This window comes from Saccharicrinis aurantiacus (assembly GCF_947489045.1).
Lineage (GTDB): Bacteria > Bacteroidota > Bacteroidia > Bacteroidales > Marinilabiliaceae > Saccharicrinis > Saccharicrinis aurantiacus.
Genome location: NZ_CANLCN010000001.1, coordinates 1 through 20684 on the forward strand (window position 1 = coordinate 1; position 20684 = coordinate 20684).

Annotated in this window: 14 protein-coding genes and 2 tRNA genes; 12 read left to right on the forward strand and 4 right to left on the reverse strand. The window is 35.0% G+C overall.

The window, feature by feature from the left end:
* The 3 genes from QMO11_RS00005 to QMO11_RS00015 form a co-directional block, all read right to left on the reverse strand.
* Positions 1–72: transfer RNA gene (locus QMO11_RS00005), tRNA-Lys, on the reverse strand.
* Positions 73–119: 47 nt separating this feature from the next.
* Positions 120–192 (reverse strand) — tRNA-Lys (locus QMO11_RS00010).
* 352 nt (positions 193–544) lie between these two features.
* Complete coding sequence (locus tag QMO11_RS00015) at positions 545–1858, reverse strand: DEAD/DEAH box helicase (protein WP_282035442.1); 1314 nt, start codon at positions 1856–1858, stop codon at positions 545–547.
* 195 nt (positions 1859–2053) lie between these two features.
* On the opposite strand from QMO11_RS00015, the gene QMO11_RS00020 reads away from it, so the two are divergent.
* A complete protein-coding gene (locus tag QMO11_RS00020; protein WP_282035443.1) occupies positions 2054–3256 on the forward strand; it encodes a hypothetical protein in 1203 nt (400 codons plus the stop codon).
* Positions 3257–3269: 13 nt separating this feature from the next.
* Positions 3270–3836, forward strand: a complete 567-nt coding sequence (locus QMO11_RS00025; RefSeq protein ID WP_282035444.1) for an FMN-binding protein — start codon at positions 3270–3272, stop codon at positions 3834–3836.
* A gap of 42 nt (positions 3837–3878) precedes the next feature.
* On the opposite strand, the gene dapF is transcribed toward QMO11_RS00025, so the two are convergent.
* Positions 3879–4676, reverse strand: coding sequence for a diaminopimelate epimerase (gene dapF, locus QMO11_RS00030; RefSeq protein WP_282035445.1), 798 nt, complete (start codon positions 4674–4676; stop codon positions 3879–3881).
* A 283-nt stretch (positions 4677–4959) separates the two neighbouring features.
* On the opposite strand from dapF, the gene QMO11_RS00035 reads away from it, so the two are divergent.
* The 10 genes from QMO11_RS00035 (at position 4960) to QMO11_RS00080 (ending at position 20680) form a co-directional block, all read left to right on the forward strand.
* Positions 4960–6441, forward strand: a complete 1482-nt coding sequence (locus tag QMO11_RS00035) for a Do family serine endopeptidase (protein ID WP_282035446.1) — start codon at positions 4960–4962, stop codon at positions 6439–6441.
* 79 nt (positions 6442–6520) lie between these two features.
* Entirely contained in the window at positions 6521–7381 is an 861-nt protein-coding gene (locus QMO11_RS00040) for a sigma-70 family RNA polymerase sigma factor (protein WP_068474927.1), read from the forward strand.
* A 274-nt stretch (positions 7382–7655) separates the two neighbouring features.
* Positions 7656–8780 (forward strand): ATP-binding protein, encoded by a 1125-nt coding sequence (locus tag QMO11_RS00045; RefSeq protein ID WP_282035447.1) that lies wholly within the window; start codon positions 7656–7658, stop codon positions 8778–8780.
* Positions 8781–8879: 99 nt separating this feature from the next.
* Positions 8880–12416, forward strand: a complete 3537-nt coding sequence (gene nifJ / locus QMO11_RS00050) for a pyruvate:ferredoxin (flavodoxin) oxidoreductase (protein ID WP_282035448.1) — start codon at positions 8880–8882, stop codon at positions 12414–12416.
* A gap of 374 nt (positions 12417–12790) precedes the next feature.
* Positions 12791–13798 carry a dihydroorotate dehydrogenase-like protein gene (locus QMO11_RS00055; RefSeq protein ID WP_282035449.1) on the forward strand — a complete coding sequence of 336 codons (1008 nt, stop codon included), beginning with the start codon at positions 12791–12793 and terminating at the stop codon, positions 13796–13798.
* 287 nt (positions 13799–14085) lie between these two features.
* Positions 14086–16800 (forward strand): pyruvate, phosphate dikinase, encoded by a 2715-nt coding sequence (ppdK, locus tag QMO11_RS00060; protein ID WP_282035450.1) that lies wholly within the window; start codon positions 14086–14088, stop codon positions 16798–16800.
* Positions 16801–16928: 128 nt separating this feature from the next.
* Complete coding sequence (locus QMO11_RS00065) at positions 16929–18143, forward strand: DUF418 domain-containing protein (protein ID WP_282035451.1); 1215 nt, start codon at positions 16929–16931, stop codon at positions 18141–18143.
* A gap of 73 nt (positions 18144–18216) precedes the next feature.
* On the forward strand, positions 18217–18642 hold the full coding sequence (ruvX, locus tag QMO11_RS00070) for a Holliday junction resolvase RuvX (protein WP_068474944.1): 426 nt from the start codon (positions 18217–18219) through the stop codon (positions 18640–18642).
* Entirely contained in the window at positions 18639–19193 is a 555-nt protein-coding gene (def, locus tag QMO11_RS00075) for a peptide deformylase (RefSeq protein ID WP_068474947.1), read from the forward strand. Before ruvX ends, def begins: the two co-directional genes overlap by 4 nt.
* Positions 19194–19342: 149 nt before the next feature.
* A complete protein-coding gene (locus QMO11_RS00080) occupies positions 19343–20680 on the forward strand; it encodes a sensor histidine kinase (protein ID WP_075603776.1) in 1338 nt (445 codons plus the stop codon).
* Positions 20681–20684: the final 4 nt, after the last annotated feature.

Consider the following 20684-nt stretch of genomic DNA (forward strand, 5'->3'; position numbering starts at 1 on the left):
GATTCAGCTGGGGTTCGAACCCAGGACCCCATCCTTAAAAGGGATGTGCTCTACCAGCTGAGCTACTGAATCTCCTTCTTACTCGAACTTGTCGAGTTGTATTTTAATTTTAATCTAAGTGATTCAGCTGGGGTTCGAACCCAGGACCCCATCCTTAAAAGGGATGTGCTCTACCAGCTGAGCTACTGAATCTCCTTAATACATCACGATTCGTTTTCGTTAATGCGGATGCAAAAGTAGTGTATTTTTGTAAAGTTGCAAACTTTGAAAGCAATAAAATTAGTATTTTAATATAGGATATTTCTTATCTCTTATAAAGTCAGAATTTTAGCTGCATTTTTTTTAATCTTACTATTGAATATTATTTTTAATGGTTACTTATATCCGCAAGATATGCTTAAATAATATTCAAGTCTTAATTGTAATCGTACTTTTAACATAAGATTTAGATGAGATTAAATTACTTCTTTAATAGGATTGAATTATAAAAGAAAAGCTCATGAACCTTCTCATGAGCTTCTTGATTTATTAGCAGAGCTAATCGTTATTGTAATAAACTTATTCTTACCTTTTTCTTTTTAACTCTCGAGTTGTTTAATTCAGCAATCAGTTGATGTGTTTTTTTGCGGGGGACAGCAACAAAGGAATAATCTTGTTTAACTTCTATTGTGCCTAATTCATTTTTCTCCAAATTTCCTTGTTTGAAAAATAATCCTGCAATATCTCCCTTTGATATTTTATCTTTTCTGCCACCACTAATATATAGGGTGCGCCAATAACTACCATTTATTTTAAATTGTGGTTTAATGCTAATAGCTTCAGCATCTTTTACAAAAGAGGGTAATTCTTCTGTTGCTGTTTTTAATATATAAGCAGTTCCGTCACTATTCATCCTTGCCGTACGGCCATTTCTATGAATAAACTCATCAGGTCTTCCTGGCAATTGAAAGTGGATTATAAAATCAAGGTTAGGTACATCAATACCTCTAGCAGCTAAATCACTTGCTAGTAATATATTATTTGTGCCATTTCTGAATTTAACCAATGAGCGCTCTCTGTCAACTTGCTCTTGTCCTCCGTAAAAAACTGCATGGTCAACGTTTTTAACTTCTAAAAAGTCACGAACTACATGTATGGTATCCTTAAAATTACAGAATATAATTCCAGTTTTTTCATTTAAAGTGGATAGTAAATGACCCAACGATTCTAATTTATCATTAGAGGATGCGGTTACTACTTTAATAACTAATTTATTGGTGCTTGCTTTAAGTAGGTTTAGTGTTTTGGGCTTAGTAAGACCTACAAAATCAGGGATCTTAACTTTCTGCGTTGCAGAGGTCAGAACTTTTCTTTTTAATGAAGGAAGAGCTCCTAAAATCTCACTCATTTCTTTTTCGAATCCAACCTCTAAACATTTGTCAAATTCATCTAACACAAGGAAGTTGATTGTTTCTGCATCTACTACACCGCTTCGGATGTGGTCTGCAACTCTACCTGGAGTTCCTATTAATATACTAGGAGCATGTTTTAGTTCAGCCCTATCTTTATTTCCAGCTCTACCTCCATATACAGCATTTGTTTTGTATCCACTTCCAATTTCACGAGTTACTTGTTCAATTTGTATGGCTAACTCTCTTGAATGAACAAGAACTAAAACTTGAATGTCCTTATTTTCTGGGTCAAGCTGTTCAATGATAGGAAGCAAAAATGCAAGTGTTTTACCGGTTCCTGTGGGCGATAATAAAACAACTTCTTCACTCGATTGTATTGCCTTACTTGCATCGTTTTGCATATCGTTTAAGGCTTCAATTCCTAGCTTATTAAGTATGGCTTCTTTGTTTTTATATATTGATGTCATGCTGCAAAGATACTTTAATAAAACTAGTTCTGCAGATTAAATAATATACATCTATCTATTTAAGTAATCAATTACGCAATCCCTATTTGTGGGGATTTTATAAGGAATTTCTCTAAATAATTACCCAATAATGGGGATTGGGGCTAGAGCGCATTAAACGTAATTTTGTATCAAACTATAAACATAAATCACGTAATGAAAAAAACAGTATTATTTCTCCTATTAGGAATAGCATGCAATTTAATCCAAGCTCAAGTTTCCGATAGTATTTCAAGCTTCTATACTAATTCAGCTGACAATCTACTTTTAAAAGATAATAAATTAGTTGTAGGTGGATATGGCGAAGTCCACTATAATCAGCCTTTACAATCGGGTGTTCACTCTAATGGATTATTAGATGTGCATAGGGTAGTAATGTTACTAGGATATAATTTTAGTAAGAAAACACAATTTGTTAGTGAGCTAGAGTTTGAACACGTAAAAGAAGTGTATGTAGAGCAAGCTTTCTTGCAGCATAAATTAAATAGTTTTATTAATTTAAGAGGTGGATTAATGTTGATACCGATGGGTATTATTAATGAGTATCATGAGCCAACTACCTTTAATGGAGTTGAACGTCCTTTGGTTGATAAGTATATCGCGCCAACAACTTGGCGCGAAATAGGTGCAGGTATTACTGGCAATATCCTTCCCGCATCTTTAAAGTATCAACTATATATAGTTAATGGTTTTAATGGTTATGATGGAGAAGCAAAAGTTAGCGGTAAAAATGGATTAAGAAAAGGTAGACAAAAGGGAGCGGAAGCTTATGTTAGTTCTCCTAATTTTTCAGGTAAAGTTGAGTATTACGGTATCCGTGGACTTAATGTTGGTTTATCTGCTTATTTCGGAAAAACACAAAGTGCGCTTTATGATGGGGTTCAAAAAGATGATGAGAATGCTGTAGCAATGGCAGACTCATCTGTGGTGGGTATCTCAATGTTAGGTGCTGATGCTAGATATAAATTGGGAGGTTTGCAGTTAAGAGGTCAGTTGTATTATTCATCGTTATCAAATACAAAAGAATATAATGCCTTTACAGGAATTGATGGCGAACTGAATGATGTAGGTAGTTCTATGATCGGATATTATGCCGAGATCGGATACGATGTATTAAGATCGGCAAAAACAAGTAAGCAGTTAGTACCTTTTATTAGATATGAATTTTTCGATACACAAAATTCAGTTGATGATACCATAGAAAAGAATTTAGCTTATGAGAAAAATGCTATCACAACTGGTTTAACACTTACATTAACAAAAGGAGCAGTAGCTAAAGCTGATGTTCAGTTTGTTAAATCAGGAGTAGATGATGAATATTCAAAAACCTTAAACTTAGGTGTAGGTGTAATGTTTTAACCATACAATTTAAATGAATCTGAAGAAACTATTTATTCTATTAGCAATTCTAAATTTAGGAATTTCGGCATACTGTCAGAGTGATATAAATTACCGACATAAAAGCTTAATTAAAACACTTCAAAAATCAGGGGTGAACAATATTGATAATGTTAAGGAGTTAAGTGTAGCTGATTCAATATTAAAAGATAATACTGTCTCTGGTAAATTTTATAGCATTACACAAGAGTTAAATTCACCTTATAAATATATTTATATAGGGCGTGTAAATAGTTGTAGAGCTGGTGGATGTTCAATATCATCTGGTAGTTTATCCGATGCAAGTTCGGAGTATTTCGACTATTTTATTTTGTTTGATCAAGATATAAGCGTTAAGCAAGTAAAGGTGTTTAATTATGCCGCAACTCATGGGCAAGAGGTGACTGCGAAGGGATGGCTTAAACAATTTATAGGATATAATGGAGAAGTTGACCTAAAGGTAGATAAAAATATAGATGCCATATCAGGGGCCACCATCTCAGTATATGCTATAACAGAAGATGTAGTTAATAAAACAGCTTTGCTTCAGAAGGTTTTTTAAACAATATAGCCTTACCTGATTTTCAGGTAAGGCTTATTAGTATTATATATTGGCTTCAATTTCACCTTTAAAAACAAAGGTAGCTGCACCTGTTAACCAAATCTCTGAAAAGTTTTTGTCATCCTCTGTGGTAAAACTTACGTTTAGTCTACCACCTTTAACATCAATATTAAAATCCATACATTCCTTGTTTTTCATGTATGTAGCAATTGCGGAAGCAACCACTCCGGTACCACAGGATAAAGTTTCATCTTCAACACCCCTTTCGTAAGTTCTTACCTTAATGTGATCAGCTGCAACTTCTTGCACAATGTTTACATTAGTGCCACCTGGTTTAAAAGCTTCTGAGTATCGTATCTCCCTACCATAATTTACAATATCAGTTTCATCAACCTTGTTTTGATGGCTTATATAGTGAGGAGAGCCTGTGTCTAAAAAGTAATGATTCTCAGCCTCTGTTATGTGATCAACATTGGTCATTTTTAAACTTACAATTCCATTATTATAGCTAGCTTCATGTAAGCCATCAACAGCATCAAAGTAGAATTTATCTTTGTTACCTACTGCATCCTGATGAACAGCAAATGCTGCAATACATCTACCTCCATTACCGCACATTGAAGCTTCGTTTCCATCACTATTATAATAGCGCATAGTAAAGTCAATGTTGGCATCAGCATTACTTTCAAGAAGCATTAAGCCGTCAGCACCAATTCCAAACCTTCGATCGCATAAAAAGTTAACAAGTTTAACATTTTTACTGTCAAAATGACCATTTCTATTGTCTATAATTACAAAGTCGTTACCGGTACCCTGATATTTGTAAAACGATATATTCATGTGCTTATTATCCTATTCTGTTATTACTGTTTTGTACTATATAATATTGTTAATTAGGGAAATAGTTTGAATCAATTTTATTGAAAAGACTTATTTAATTTCGGAGTTTTAATCATAGAATTATTGAACAAAGTTAGATAAAAATCAGTTAAAATTAAGTTAAGGTTATTCTATACTTATTATAAAGGCATATATTTTGCCAATTTTGGTGTCAGAGAAAAGTATTGACATTAAAAGAATATTTAATAATTAGCTTGCTAATAGCACACTAAAACAATAAGTTATGAATGTAAAAAAGTTTTTTTTCGTATTTCTAGCTGCAGTAATGGGCGGTATAATAGGGGTTTATACATTTGTATCATTTTATAAGCCAGAGAAACATATTGTAGAAGTACAGCAACAAGTAATGCCAGCAGCTCGTTTTGCAGGTATTAATATGTCGGGGCCACAAGCTGGTGGAGGTTTAGATTTTACCTTAGCTGCAGAAAAGTCAGTAGAGGCTGTGGTTCATGTTATGACAAAGCAGAATTCAAATTCTTCAGATTCTAACTATGGAAATCCTTTTTATGATTTCTTTTTCGGACCCAGAGGCGGAATGCCCAATAGGGGACCTGTTATGGGTTCTGGTTCAGGAGTAATTTTAAGTGAGGATGGTTACATAGTTACGAATAACCACGTAATTGATGGTGCTGATGAGATTGAAGTTATTTTAAATGATAGAAAATCTTTCATCGCAAAATTAGTTGGCACCGATCCTACTACAGATATTGCCGTTTTAAAAATTGAGCAAACGGGATTGACTTATTTAAATTTCGGAAATTCCGATGATATTAAAGTTGGAGAGTGGGTACTAGCTGTAGGTAATCCTTTTAATTTAACATCAACTGTTACAGCAGGGATTGTTAGTGCAAAATCGCGTAGTATTAATATCCTTGCTAATAAAAACCAACCGATGGGCATTGAATCTTTTATTCAGACTGATGCTGCGGTTAATCCAGGTAATAGTGGGGGTGCTTTAGTAAATACTAGTGGAGAGTTAATCGGAATTAATACAGCGATTGCTTCTCAAACTGGATCTTTCACAGGATATTCGTTTGCAGTGCCATCTGTTATTGTGCAAAAGGTAGTTAATGATATAAAAGAATTTGGAGAGGTGCAGCGTGCATTTATTGGAGTTCAAATAGTAGGGGTTACTTCTGATATTGCAAAAGAGTTTGGGCTAAATGAAGTTGAAGGTGTTTATGTAGATGCTGTCACTGTAAATGGTGGTGCTGACGCAGCTGGCATTAAAAAAGGCGATGTTATTATTAGCGTTGATGGAGTAGTTGTTAACACTAATTCGCAACTAATTGAGAAGATTAGTCAACACCGTCCTGGAGATAAAATAAAATTAATTGTAAAAAGGGATGGAAAAAGAAAACATTTTGATGTAATTTTACGTAATAGTTATGGTTCCACAGAAATAGTCAAAGAAAACAAAGGTGTTTCTGACCTACTAGGAGGTGAATTTGTAGCTCTTACAGAAAAAGAAAAAGCTCGACTCGGAGTTAATTATGGTATGAAGATTGCAAGCCTAGGAGAAGGAAAGCTTAAGATGAGTGGAATAGAAGATGGGTTTATAATATTAAAAGCCAATCGAATTCCAATAAAAAGTATATCAGATATTAAACGTGCAATAGCAACTACGGATGAAGGTTTGTTTATAACAGGTATTTACCCTAGTGGTCAGGTTGCTTACTATGCCATTAATTTGGAAGAAGAGTAGTCCTTTAATGTTTGCGGTACTTATTATTGCTTTATTGTAATAAAAAGTTTAATTTTGCGCCACAATTTGGAGAACGAATATGAGACAGTTAAAAATAACAAAATCAATTACTAATCGCGAAAGCGCCTCTTTAGATAAATATCTGCAAGAAATTGGTAGAGAAGATCTAATCACAGTTGAAGAAGAGGTTGAGTTAGCGCAACGAATTAAGAAAGGTGATCAAATTGCCTTAGAAAAATTAACTCGTGCTAACTTACGTTTTGTGGTTTCAGTAGCGAAACAGTACCAAAATCAAGGATTAAGCCTGCCCGATTTGATTAATGAGGGTAACTTAGGATTGATTAAAGCTGCAGAGAAGTTTGATGAAACTCGTGGTTTTAAATTTATCTCATATGCTGTGTGGTGGATTCGTCAATCAATTCTTCAAGCTTTAGCAGAGCAGTCAAGAATTGTGCGTTTACCTTTGAATCAGGTTGGATCTCTTAATAAGATCAATAAGGCATACTCTAAATTTGAGCAAGAGAATGAGCGTAAGCCATCTCCTGAAGAATTAGCAGATAAGCTTGAATTACCTGTAGATAAGGTATCAGATACTTTAAGGGTTTCTGGACGTCATATTTCTGTTGATGCACCGTTTGTTGAAGGAGAAGATAATAGTTTATTAGATGTATTGGTAAATGGAGATTCTCCAAATGCTGATAAAGCATTAATAAATGAATCTTTAGCAAGAGAAATCGAACGTGCTTTAGCAACATTGACTGAAAGAGAGAGTGATATTGTAAAGTTATTCTTTGGAATACAAACACAAGAAATGACTCTTGAAGAAATTGGTGAGCGTTTTGGATTAACACGTGAGCGTGTTCGTCAGATTAAAGAAAAAGCAATCCGCCGTTTAAGACATACGTCTAGAAGTAAATTACTAAAATCATATTTAGGATAATAAACCTAAATAAATAATATAAGAAAGGCTATTCATTTTTTGAGTAGCCTTTTTTTATGCTCTTTTTTTAATTAAAGAAAAAAATGCGTAATTCAAGTTACACCTTATCCTTATTTTTACTAAGTATAAATTACATGTTTTTAGATAAATTGTAATGTCGAGATTGCAATTTATATATTTTCAGTTTTATATTTGTTGCGTAAACTAGCGAATTATTTAGGTGAATTCATTTATAGAGACACACAATTATTTATTAGAGAATCTTCATGTTCCCATGAGGAGAAAGTTGATGGATGAAATTGATTGGACCCATCGACTTATTGGAATTAAGGGAACTAGAGGAATTGGTAAAACCAACTTCATTCTCGATTTTGCTAAATCGCATTATGGATTTAGTAAATCATGTTTATATGTGAATCTTAATAATCTATATTTTACAGAGCATACAATAACTGAGTTTGCTGATGAGTTCAGAAAAACTGGAGGCAAAACTTTAATCTTAGACCAAGTCTATAAATATCCGGGTTGGTCGGAGGAACTTCGTTATTGTTACGATCACTTTGAGGATCTTCAAATTATTTTTTCCGGGTCAACCGTAATGCGTTTAAGAGAGGAGAATCCTCATTTACGCGGTATTGTGCATTCTTATAAATTAGAGGGTTTCTCATTTCGTGAGTTTCTAGAACTTAAAACAGGGCAGTCATTTCAATCGTATACATTGGATGAATTGTTAGAAAACCATGAAGAAATCACTAAAAAGATTGTTGCAAAAGTTCGCCCGCTAGCATATTTTAATGATTACCTAAAGTTTGGTTATTATCCTTTTTATCTTGATAATTCAAACTATAGTGAAAGCTTGATGAAGAGTATCAATTTTATTCTTGAAATTGATATCAGTTTTCTCCGTCAGATTGAGTTGAAGTATTTACCGCGCTTACGTAAGTTATTATTTACGGTGGCACAATCGGCACCATTCCAACCTAATGTTAGTAAACTAAGTAGTGATGTTGGTACATCGAGAGCTACTGTAATGAATTACTTGTATTACCTCAGACAAGCTCGTTTGATTAAGTTATTATACGATGGTAAGGAGGATATGCAAAAGAAACCAGCAAAGGTATATTTGCATAATCCAAACCTAATGTATGCTTTGATGCGTGGGAATATTGAAAAAAATGTATTGCATAAAACATTTTTCTATAATCAGTTAGGATGTTGTACTGATATTGTTTCTTCTGATTTTGCTGATTTTTTAGTGAATAATGAGAAACACTTTTTTGTCTGTGAGAAGCAACAAACTAACCTAAGTGAGAATAAGAATTTTATTATAGCTAAAGATATGATCGAAACAGGTTCAAGGGGAGTTATTCCTTTGTGGCTCTTTGGGTTTTTATATTAATAGAGTAGATATTATCAGTATTAATGTGTAAATTTAAGTACTGATATTCAATTGTTTAGAATAATTATTAATAGTAGTAAAACTAAAATATTAAACAAAATGGCTAAAGAAAAGAAGTTCATTACCTGTGATGGTAATTACGCCGCTTCACACATCGCTTACATGTTCAGCGAAGTTGCTGCAGTTTATCCTATTACGCCTTCATCAACAATGGCAGAGTACATTGATGAGTGGGCAGCTGCTGGCAGAAAAAATATTTTCGGAGAAACTGTTAAGGTAGAAGAAATGCAATCAGAAGCTGGTGCTGCTGGTGCAATGCATGGTTCGCTTCAGGCTGGTGCATTAACATCTACATTTACTGCTTCACAGGGACTTTTATTAATGATCCCTAACATGTATAAAATGTCTGGTGAACTTTTACCAGGTGTATTTCACGTTAGTGCACGTTCATTAGCCGCTCAAGCATTATCTATTTTTGGCGATCACAGTGATGTAATGTCAGCTCGTCAAACTGGTTTTGCTATGTTAGCAACAGGTAGTGTACAAGAGGTTATGGATTTAGCGGGTATTGCTCACTTAGCATCTCTTGAGTCTCGTATTCCTTTTATGCACTATTTTGATGGATTCCGTACTTCTCACGAAATTCAGAAAATCGAGTTAATGGAGCAAGATGAGATCAAAGGTTTATTAAACCAAGAGGCGTTAACTGCTTTCAGAAACAACTCATTAAATCCAGAGCGTCCTGTAACTAGAGGTACAGCTCAAAATCCAGATATTTACTTCCAGTCGCGTGAGGCTGCTAACTCATTCTACGATGCTATTCCTGATATGGTAGCTAAGTACATGGATGAGATTTCAAAAATCACAGGTCGTAAGTATGCTCCATTTACTTATTATGGTGCTGAGGATGCAACTGATGTTGTTATCGCAATGGGATCTATTACCGATACAATTAAAGAGTCTGTTGACTATTTAAATGCTCAAGGTAAAAAAGTAGGTTTAATTTCAGTTCACTTATATCGTCCTTTCTCTGCAGAGTATTTCATGAAAGCACTTCCTGCTTCATGCAAAAACCTTTGTGTTCTTGATAGAACTAAAGAGCCAGGAGCTAATGGTGATCCATTATACTTAGATATTGTTGAGGTATTTAACGGTAAAGCTAACGCTCCAAAAATTATTGGTGGTCGTTATGGTTTATCTTCAAAAGATACTACTCCAACTCATATTATTACAGTATTCGAAAACTTAATGTCAGCTGAGCCAAAAAATCAGTTTACTTTAGGTATAGTTGATGATGTAACATTCAAATCTCTTCCATTAAAAGAAGAAATTTCTTTCGCTCAAGAAGGAACTTTCGAAGGTAAATTTTATGGTTTAGGTTCTGATGGTACTGTTGGTGCTAACAAAAACTCAATTAAAATTATTGGTGATAATACCGATCAATATGCACAAGCTTACTTTGCATACGATTCTAAAAAATCAGGTGGTATTACTATTTCTCACCTTCGTTTCGGTGAAACTCCAATTCGTGCACCTTACTTGGTAAACACTCCTGACTTTGTTGCATGTCACGTTCCTGCTTATTTAACGCAGTACGATATGCTTAAAGGTCTTAAAAAGGGTGGTACTTTCCTTTTAAACTCTACTTGGAGTGCTGAGGAAACACAAAACCGTTTACCAAACAACGTTAAGCAATATTTAGCTGCTAACGATATTAAATTCTACATTATCAACGCAACAAACATTGCAGAGCAAATTGGTTTAGGTAACCGTACCAACACTATTATGCAATCTGCATTCTTTAAAATTGCTGAGGTTATTCCTTACGATTTTGCTGTTGAGAAAATGAAAGAAGCGATTGTAAAATCTTTTGGTAAAAAAGGTGAAGATATCGTTAACATGAACTTTAAAGCTGTTGAGCAAGGTGGTGCCGTAACGCAAGTTGAGGTTCCTGCTGAGTGGGCTAAGCTTGATGCTGCTGTTGTTGCAGAAGAGAAAGAAGTTCCTGCTTTTATTAAAGATATCGTATTCCCAATCAACGCACAAAAAGGTGACGATCTTCCTGTATCGGCATTTAAAGGTGTTGAAGATGGTACTTTCCCTGCAGGTACAACAGCTTACGAGAAACGTGGTATCGCAGTAAACGTACCAGAGTGGCAAGTAGATAACTGTATCCAGTGTAACCAATGTTCTTATGTGTGTCCTCACGCTGCTATTCGTCCTTTCTTATTAGACGAGTCTGAATTAGCTGGAGCACCAGAAGGTACTGCTACTAAAAAAGCAAACGGTAAAGGTTTCGACGGTTTACAATACAGAATTCAAGTTTCTGCACTAGATTGTACTGGTTGTGGTAACTGTGCTGATGTTTGTCCATCTAAAGTTAAATCTTTAGAGATGAAACCTCTTGATACGCAACGCGAAGAAATTACTCGTTGGGATTATATGGCCGAAAAAGTAGCTGTGAAGGATTCAATCATGAAAAAAGACATGAATGTGAAAGCTTCTCAGTTTGCTCAACCATTATTCGAGTTCTCTGGAGCTTGTGCTGGTTGTGGAGAAACTCCATATATCAAATTAATTACTCAATTGTACGGTGATAGAATGATGATTGCGAATGCAACAGGTTGTTCTTCTATCTATGGTGGATCTGCTCCGGCAACTCCATACTGTAAAAACTCTGAAGGTAAAGGTCCGGCTTGGGCTAACTCTTTATTCGAAGATAATGCAGAGTACGGTTTAGGTATGGCAACAGGTGTTAACAAATTACGCGAACGTATTGAGCGCTTAATGAACGAAAACCTTGATGCTGTTAATGCTGACACTAAAGTAGCATTCGAAAACTGGATTGCTAACAAAGAAAATGGTGCCGAAACTACTGCTGTTTCTAAAGCTGTAATGGCTGCACTTGAGTCTGAAAATGCTCCAGTTGCTAAAGATATTATCGCACTTAAAGATTACTTAGTTAAGAAATCTACTTGGATCTTTGGTGGTGACGGATGGGCTTACGATATCGGTTTTGGTGGTGTTGACCACGTATTGGCTTCTGGTCAAGATGTGAACATCCTAGTAATGGATACCGAGGTTTATTCTAACACAGGTGGTCAGGCTTCTAAAGCAACTCCACTAGGTGCAATTGCTAAGTTTGCCGCTTCAGGTAAGAGAATTCGTAAGAAAGATCTTGGTTTAATGGCTACAACTTATGGTTATGTTTATGTTGCTCAAGTAGCAATGGGAGCAAACCAAGCGCAATACTTCAAGGCTCTTAAAGAGGCTGAAGCTTATCCAGGACCGTCATTAATTATTGCTTACTCACCATGTATTAACCACGGATTAAAAGGTGGTATGGGTGGTACTCAAAACGAGTCTAAAAAAGCAGTTGAGTGTGGTTACTGGCACTTATTCCGTTACAACCCAATGTTAGAGGACGAAGGAAAGAACCCATTTGTATACGACTCAAAAGAGCCACAATGGGATAAATTCCAAGAATTCCTAAAGGGTGAAGTACGTTATACAGCCTTATTAAAAGCGTATCCTGATGAAGCTGAAGAGTTATTTGCAGCTGCCGAAGGAAATGCAAAATGGCGTTATAGCACGTACAAGCGTTTATCTGACGTAAGCTACAAAGTAGTTAAGTAATTAAACTTCATATTTATAATATAAAGGCGTCCAATTTGGGCGCCTTTTTTTTGTTTGTTAATATTTGGGCGCCAATTTCCAGCTATTCGTTCTAGTCCTTAATTTATAGGCTGCTAATGCTAAGTAATACGTGTGCTCCTATTGTTGCATCCGTTTACCAAGCATTATTACGCCTCTAAAATAAGGGCTGCCACTTCTATCTGGGGCGCTCAGTGTAGTTTTGTTCTGCGGCAATTATTTTGAACCTTTTTCAATATCTAATAACGATCTATCACCATTTTTAAGCAATAGTTTTCCATCAAAAAACTAAACAAAAACACACCCCTACTGTTAATTAGGTAGTTACATTATAAACTTATAAATCGCAGTCTACTATGAATTTAAAAACAACGTACATGGGGGTTGAACTCAAAAATCCCATTATTGTAGGAGCAAGTAATTTAATTAAGGATGCCGAAATGGCTAAGAAATTAGAAGCTGCTGGTGCTGCTGCTTTGGTATATAAATCGCTTTTCGAAGAGCAAATTCATTTAGAAGCGGCCGAGCTCGAAGAGGATTTGCATGAGTATGATGAGCGTAATGCCGAAATGACTTCTTTATTTCCTAACATTCAGCATAGCGGACCTAAAGCCCATTTAGCTAAACTAAAAAGTATAAAAGAAGCGGTAAGTATTCCTGTTTTTGCAAGTTTAAATTGTACCTACGATGTTAGTTGGGTTGAATATGCTAAATACATCGAACAAACTGGCGTTGATGGAATAGAACTTAATTTTTACAATACAATATCTGATTCGGATAAATCCTCTGAAGAAATTGAAAATGAGAAGTTGTCTATTTTAAAGAAAGTAAAAGCAGCTTTGTCGATTCCTGTAAGTGTTAAGTTAAGCCCATATTATTCAAACGTATTAAACTTCATTAAAAAAATAGATGCTGAAAAAATAGATGGATTGGTTTTATTTAATCGCTTATTTCAGCCTGATATTGATATCGATAAAGAAGAGTTGAAAATGCCTTATAATTTAAGTTCAGCTAATGATAATAGGTTAGCGTTGCGTTATATTGGTTTACTCTCGGGCGAAGTTAATAGTTCTTTGGCCGCCAATAATGGTATTCATAGTGCTGATGATTTAATAACAATGCTTTTGGCTGGTGCCGATGTGGCACAAGTAGTAAGTACAGTTTATAAAAACGGATTAGTGCAAATTGGAACTATGCTCGACGATTTGCAAATTTGGATGAAAAGTAAAGGCTATGAGTCACTCGAAGATTTTAAAGGAAAACTATCTAAAGGGAAATTAAAAGAACCTTTTGCCTACAAACGTGCTCAGTATGTTGACTACTTAATGAAGACAAAAGAGCTAGTCAAACAATTCCCACTATAATATACAAATAAAAATTATATACTATGCCGATTGGATTATTCCAGTCGGCTTTTTTTATTTTTATTCAGTATAAATATAAATTATCAGTATGCTGAGTTTTTTATGATATTGCTCATATTTGCATGGTAATCAGTTGTTGTAGCTATTTTATTTTTCCTAAAAAATAGCTTACTTTATTAGCATAAGTATTCTTGTTAGGTATTCAAAACGATTCCCTATAGGGTACTTTAGGTAAGCGAGAAATAATTCCCAATATTCATTTTTCTAACATTTAAAATCCCTTGATTATGGCAGTAAAAAGAGTCTACACATTCGGAAATGGAGAAGCAGAAGGAAAAGCAGATATGAAAAACCTCTTGGGAGGTAAAGGTGCTAATCTTGCTGAAATGAATTTAATAGGTGTTCCAGTTCCTCCTGGGTTTACAATAACAACAGATGTTTGTTCTGAATACAATGACTTGGGCAGAGATAAAGTCCTAGAGTTATTAAAGTCTGAGATTGAAGAATCAATTACAAAAATAGAAAATCTAACGCAAACTAATTTTGGCGATAAAAATAATCCCTTATTGGTTTCAGTACGTTCAGGAGCAAGGGCATCTATGCCAGGGATGATGGATACTGTGTTAAACCTCGGCTTAAATGAAGATTCAGTTGCCGGAATTGCAAAGAAATCGGGTAACGAACGGTTTGCTTGGGATTCGTACAGAAGGTTTGTGCAGATGTATGGAGATGTGGTGTTGGGAATGAAACCAGTTTCGAAGGAAGAAATAGATCCTTTTGAAAAAATAATGGAAGACGTTAAATTAGAAAAGGGTGTAGATTTAGATACTGATTTAGATGTTAGCGATTTAAAAGAATTGGTAGTTCTTTTTAAGGAAGCCGTTAAAGAGCAAACAGGACAAGGTTTCCCAGAGAGTGCATGGGAGCAATTGTGGGGAGCAATATTAGCAGTTTTTGATAGTTGGAATAATGACAGAGCAATTCTATATAGGCGCATGGAAGGGATACCTGATGAATGGGGTACTGCTGTAAATGTGCAAGCCATGGTTTATGGTAATATGGGCGATGATTCTGCTACAGGAGTTGCTTTTACAAGGGATGCCGGAACGGGTGAGAATATGTTTAATGGAGAGTACTTAATCAATGCTCAAGGCGAAGATGTTGTTGCGGGTATACGAACGCCGCAGCAAATTACTAAAGAAGGTTCTATTAGGTGGGCTAAGTTGCAAGATATTTTAGAAGAGGATAGAGTAATGATGTATCCATCTTTGGAAGAGGCAATGCCCGAAGTTTTTGAAGAATTGAATGCCGTTCAGAAAAAGCTAGAAATGCATTATAAAGATATGCAAGATCTAGAATTTACTGTTCAGGATAAAAAGCTTTGGTTGCTTCAAACCAGAAACGGCAAACGTACAGGTGCTGCAATGGTGAAAATAGCCATGGACTTATACAGAGAAGGAATTATTGATGATAAGTTAGCATTGATGCGCGTTGAAGCCAATAAATTGGATGAGCTATTGCATCCGGTATTTGATATGAAGGCAATTGGTAGTGCCAACGAACTAGCTAAAGGTTTGCCAGCTTCGCCAGGTGCAGCATCCGGACAAATTATATTTTTCGCTGACGAAGCCAATAAATATGAGAACACCATTTTAGTGCGTATTGAGACATCTCCGGAGGATTTAGAAGGGATGCTTATTGCCAAAGGAATTCTTACCGCTCGAGGCGGGATGACCTCACATGCCGCAGTTGTTGCACGCGGGATGGGTAAGTGTTGTGTATCTGGTGCAGGAGCATTAAAAATTGATTACAAAGAGCGAACATTACGAATTGGTTCTGATATTTACAGGGAAGGAGACTGGATTTCTCTAAACGGATCATCAGGGAAAGTATATGCCGGACAAGTAAAAACACGAATGCCTGATTTAGATGGTGATTTTGCTTCAATTATGGATTTTGCCTCTAAATATACCCGTATGTCTGTACGAACTAACGCAGATACACCGAAGGATGCTAAAGTGGCTCGAGGTTTTGGAGCCGAGGGTATTGGTTTATGTAGAACGGAACATATGTTTTTTGAAGGAGAACGTATTAAAACTGTTCGTGAGATGATTCTTTCGTCGGATGAAGAAGGGCGTAGAAACGCTTTGGCTAAGTTATTACCTTATCAAAAATCTGATTTTGAAGGAATATTAGAAGCTATGCAAGGTTATGGAGTTACTATTCGTCTGCTAGATCCACCATTACATGAGTTTGTACCTCATACCGAAGCTGCACAACAAGAAATGGCTAAAGAAATGGGGATTAGCTTAGCAGAAGTTAAAACTAAAGTGTCAGATTTATCAGAATTCAACCCTATGTTAGGGCATAGGGGCTGTAGATTGGGCAATACTTATCCTGAAATTACAGAAATGCAAGCCCGCGCAATTGTAGAAGCAGCAATAGCTCTGAAGAAGCGAGGTGTAATTACGAAGCCAGAAATAATGGTGCCATTAATCGGAACGGTTGAAGAGTTTAAAATGCAATCTGATATTATCAATAAAACAGCTAAAACCGTTTTTGAAGAAACTGGTGATACCATTGAGTATATGGTGGGCACTATGATTGAGATTCCTAGAGCTGCATTAACGGCTGATAAAGTTGCTGAATTTGCTGAGTTTTTCTCATTTGGAACAAATGATTTAACTCAAATGACCTTTGGTTATTCTCGTGATGATGCCAATAAATTTCTCCCTATTTATATCGAAAAAGGAATTCTTAAAAACGATCCATTCCAAGTACTCGATCAAACAGGCGTAGGCCAGTTGGTTGAAATGGGTACAAAAAAAGGAAGATCAGCTAAGCCAGGCTTAAAAGTGGGTATCTGCGGAGAACACGGAGGAGAGCCATCTTCAGTAGGTTTTTGTAATTCTGTAGGTATGGATTATGTTTCATGCTCGCCATACAGAGTGCCAATTGCGAGGGTTGCTGCAGCGCAAGCCCATATCTTAAGTGAGGATTAATTCGCTTTAAATATTTAAAAAGAGGTTATTTTTGTTAAATGACCTCTTTTTTCATGTAAACCTTTGTAAATTTGGCTTGTTACCTAAATTGTAAATCCAGTCATAAATTCAAAAAAATAAATTTTAGTATGAGCACTACCTCAAAACCGACATCGGCCAAAGATAGAGTTGTCTTTTTAGATGTATTAAGGGGCTTTGCCCTAACGGGTATTTTATTTGCCAATATTCTTAGTTGGAGTGGCATTAAGTTTCTACCATTTGAAAGTATAATTGAACTTGGCAATGTCCAAGTAGATTCAATTCTATATAAAATACTTACATTCTTGGTTGACACTAAGTTTTACACCATATTTTCTATTCTTTTTGGGGTGGGATTTTATATGCAATTAAGCCGAAATTTAGATAATCCCTCATTTGCAGGCTTTTATTTTAAACGCCAACTGCTACTCTTGTTAATTGGTTCTATTCATACATTCTTCTGGTCAGGTGATATATTAATGCTTTATGCACTTATGGGAATGATATTAATTGGCTTAAGAAGAATTCCTGTTCAAAAGTTTTTAGCAGTAGGAGCTGGCTTATATTTCTTTCCAATAGTATTGGATATTATTTACATGTATTCATTTGCACAAGATCTTCCTGTAATTGAAAAAGCTGCGCTAAAAACGTATTCAGATATGTCTCCAGAGGCGGTGGTAGCAGGTTTCCAATCAGGAGAGTTCTTCAAAACGTTTAGTACAAACTGGCATAATGTTTTTTGGCGTTGGTACGATTTTATTCCATCTGGGCGACCATTTAAAGTTTTAGGATTATTCTTTTTTGGTTCATACTTATATCATAAAGAATTCTTTACAAAAGGAGCGCTTAAAACCAAGAACCTTCTTACATTTTTAATAATAGGTATTGTATTTACAACTATTACTATCAATATGAAAGGAAGTGTAGCTAGTTTTTCTAGAGACTGGAATAATGTTCTTTATAGGGTATTACACGAGTTTGGTCAGATAGGCTTAAGTTTATCATACATATGTATATTAGCCAAATTTGTTGAGCGATTTACAAATAGTAAAGTGGTGGAGTGGTTGAAAAATTACGGACGTATGTCGTTAACCTCATATGTAGGGCATACTGTAATGGGGATATTAGTATTTTATCCAGTAATTGCCTTTGGGTATTTTGGAAAGCTTACTCTAGAAACTATATATTATGTAGCATGGGTTATTTTAGTTATTCAAATTGCATTTAGTACAATTTGGTTTAAGTATTTTAAATTTGGACCAGTAGAGTGGTTATGGCGTTGTGCGTCTTATGGCAAGTGGTTTCCTATATTAAAAGACAAGTAAAACTTATTTTATCGAATCTAAGTACATAGAATACCTTTAAAACTATTACTTTTGCGCTCTTAAAATTATATATGTGGGAAGAATATTAGCTTTAGATTACGGGAAGAAGAAAACTGGAGTAGCAGTTACAGATCCAATGCAAATAATTGCCAATGGGTTAGATACTGTTCCATCCCATACATTAGTTGAATTTCTTGAAAAGTATATGGCCACTGAGCAAGTTGATAAGATTGTTTTAGGGTATGCTAGGCAAAATGATGGGACCGATTCTGAATCTATGAAGTACATTAAGCCTTTTTATAATAGACTAAAAAACAAATTTCCGACTTTAGATGTTGAATGGGTAGACGAGTGGGGAACTTCTAAGATGGCATTTCAAGCAATGATTGATGGAGGATTAAAGAAGAAAGCCCGTAGAGATAAGGCGATGGTAGATAAAATAAGTGCCACAATAATTTTGCAATCTTATTTAGAACAAAAAGGAAATTTTAGAATATGATTTATCCAATTTATGTATATGGTCATCCTGTGTTACGCAAGGTAGCCGAAGAAATAGATGAAGACTACGAAGGTTTAAGTGATTTAATTGATAATATGTGGCAAACAATGTACCATACGGATGGTATAGGTTTAGCTGCCCCTCAGATAGGTAAGCCTATCCGATTAATGGTGATTGATGCAGACCCAATGGGAGAGGAGTTTCCTGAATTGGCTGGTTTCAAAAGAACTTATATTAATCCAATTATAACGGACTTTTATGAGGATGAAATTGTTTCAGAATCAGAAGGTTGCTTGAGTCTTCCGGGTATTAGGGAAGAAGTAAAACGACCATCGAAAGTAAAAATTGAATACGAGGATATCAATTTCGAATTAAAGGAAGAGGTTCTCGAAGGTTTTGCTGCAAGAGTAGTTCAGCATGAGTATGATCATCTTGAGGGTAAATTATTTGTAGATCATTTATCTCCATTGAAGAAACGATTATTGAAAGGTAAGTTAACATCCATAAGCAAAGGAAAAGCCGATGTTAATTATCGAATTAAAACAAAATAGTTATTTACAAAAGCACCTTTTAGAGGTGCTTTTTTTTTATGTCATTTTTTTGATTATAACTTACTTGGTGCTAAATATGTTTTTATTATTATTTTTGGCAGAAATAATATGTGTTGATACACATATGTGAGTACAGCTAAAAACTAACTATGCACACAAATAAAAACCTCACTAAAGAGCAGAGTAAGCAATTTAACCTTTGGCAATACAAAAGTAACTTACCCTACATAAGGCTTTATTTCCTAATGTTCATGCTTGGGTATCCCTTATTTGGTTTAATGGATTACTTTGGTACTGGAAATTCATATGAAACAGTATTAAGAATTAGGTTGTTATTTGGGTTTCCTTTATTGGTATTTGCATTCATTTCAACCTTCTATAGCAGTTTTAACGCTTATAATAAAATAATAAGCGGAATAGCTCTGTTTGTGATGAATATATCTATTCCGTTAATGTATTCTTTTTTACCTTCAGATAGCCCAGATGCTGCAACTTATTATGGTGGATTTTTAATTACATTAGTATCAATGGGCGTTTCATTAGGCGACAAGCGTTTTATTACAGTTTCATTAATTGTAAATAGTGTTGCTTTTTGTATGGTTGCGTTTTGGGTGCACGATCTGCACATAACGGATGCTAATTTATTTGCCAAAACAGTTTTTTATTTGGCAACTGCCGTTTTATTCTTTTGTATAACGGCACATGTATTAGAGAATAGATCTGTAAAGTTGTTTCTAGCTCTGCAAGAACTCGAAAATGAGAAAGGGAAAGTTGATCTTCAAAACGATAGATTAAGAGCTGTTAATTCTGTTAAAGACCGTTTCTTTGCTATTATATCTCACGATTTAAGAACACCGTTTAATAGTATGTTAGGTTATTTTGAGGTGAAGTTACGAGAAGCTGAGGAAAAAAAGATTGAGATAGATTCAAATGTTTTGCAGCTTTTTTATCAAGAAACTAGGAATACCTACGATTTCTTGGATAACTTATTGCAGTGGAGCAAAACCCAAATGAACAACACTGAAATAAGTAAATCTCCAGAATTGTTGATTGATATTTATGAAAAAAGTATCGATTTATTTAAAACTCAAGCCGCACAAAAGTCAATTACATTAGAATCTAATATTGATAAGGATTTATTAGTTTCTTGCAATAAAGAGCTCATTATTGCTGTATTGCGTAATCTAATAAGTAATGCCATTAAATACAGCCATAAAGGAGGAGTAGTTACTTTAGATGCAGTAATATTGAATGATAAAGTAGTTATTAAGGTTTGTGATTCAGGTGTTGGTATAGAACTGAGCCAGATTAAAGATTTGCAATATTCTATTTATGGTAGTACTCAAAAAGGAACAAATGGTGAAATAGGTTCCGGTACAGGTCTTTTAATCTGTCACGATTTCTTAAAACAGCATAATACGGCATTGGGTATAACTAGTGAGATAAACAAAGGAAGTGAGTTTTCCTTTATTCTTACAAGGGGATAATGTG

Bases quoted from the DNA above. Each gene is read 5' to 3' on its own strand.
- QMO11_RS00015 (WP_282035442.1), bottom strand. From the start codon at position 1,858: ATGACATCAATATATAAAAACAAAGAAGCCATACTTAATAAGCTAGGA.
- QMO11_RS00020 (WP_282035443.1), top strand. From the start codon at position 2,054: ATGAAAAAAACAGTATTATTTCTCCTATTAGGAATAGCATGCAATTTA.
- QMO11_RS00025 (WP_282035444.1), top strand. From the start codon at position 3,270: ATGAATCTGAAGAAACTATTTATTCTATTAGCAATTCTAAATTTAGGA.
- dapF (WP_282035445.1), bottom strand. From the start codon at position 4,676: ATGAATATATCGTTTTACAAATATCAGGGTACCGGTAACGACTTTGTA.
- QMO11_RS00035 (WP_282035446.1), top strand. From the start codon at position 4,960: ATGAATGTAAAAAAGTTTTTTTTCGTATTTCTAGCTGCAGTAATGGGC.
- QMO11_RS00040 (WP_068474927.1), top strand. From the start codon at position 6,521: ATGAGACAGTTAAAAATAACAAAATCAATTACTAATCGCGAAAGCGCC.
- QMO11_RS00045 (WP_282035447.1), top strand. From the start codon at position 7,656: ATGAGGAGAAAGTTGATGGATGAAATTGATTGGACCCATCGACTTATT.
- nifJ (WP_282035448.1), top strand. From the start codon at position 8,880: ATGGCTAAAGAAAAGAAGTTCATTACCTGTGATGGTAATTACGCCGCT.
- QMO11_RS00055 (WP_282035449.1), top strand. From the start codon at position 12,791: ATGAATTTAAAAACAACGTACATGGGGGTTGAACTCAAAAATCCCATT.
- ppdK (WP_282035450.1), top strand. From the start codon at position 14,086: ATGGCAGTAAAAAGAGTCTACACATTCGGAAATGGAGAAGCAGAAGGA.
- QMO11_RS00065 (WP_282035451.1), top strand. From the start codon at position 16,929: ATGAGCACTACCTCAAAACCGACATCGGCCAAAGATAGAGTTGTCTTT.
- def (WP_068474947.1), top strand. From the start codon at position 18,639: ATGATTTATCCAATTTATGTATATGGTCATCCTGTGTTACGCAAGGTA.
- QMO11_RS00080 (WP_075603776.1), top strand. From the start codon at position 19,343: ATGCACACAAATAAAAACCTCACTAAAGAGCAGAGTAAGCAATTTAAC.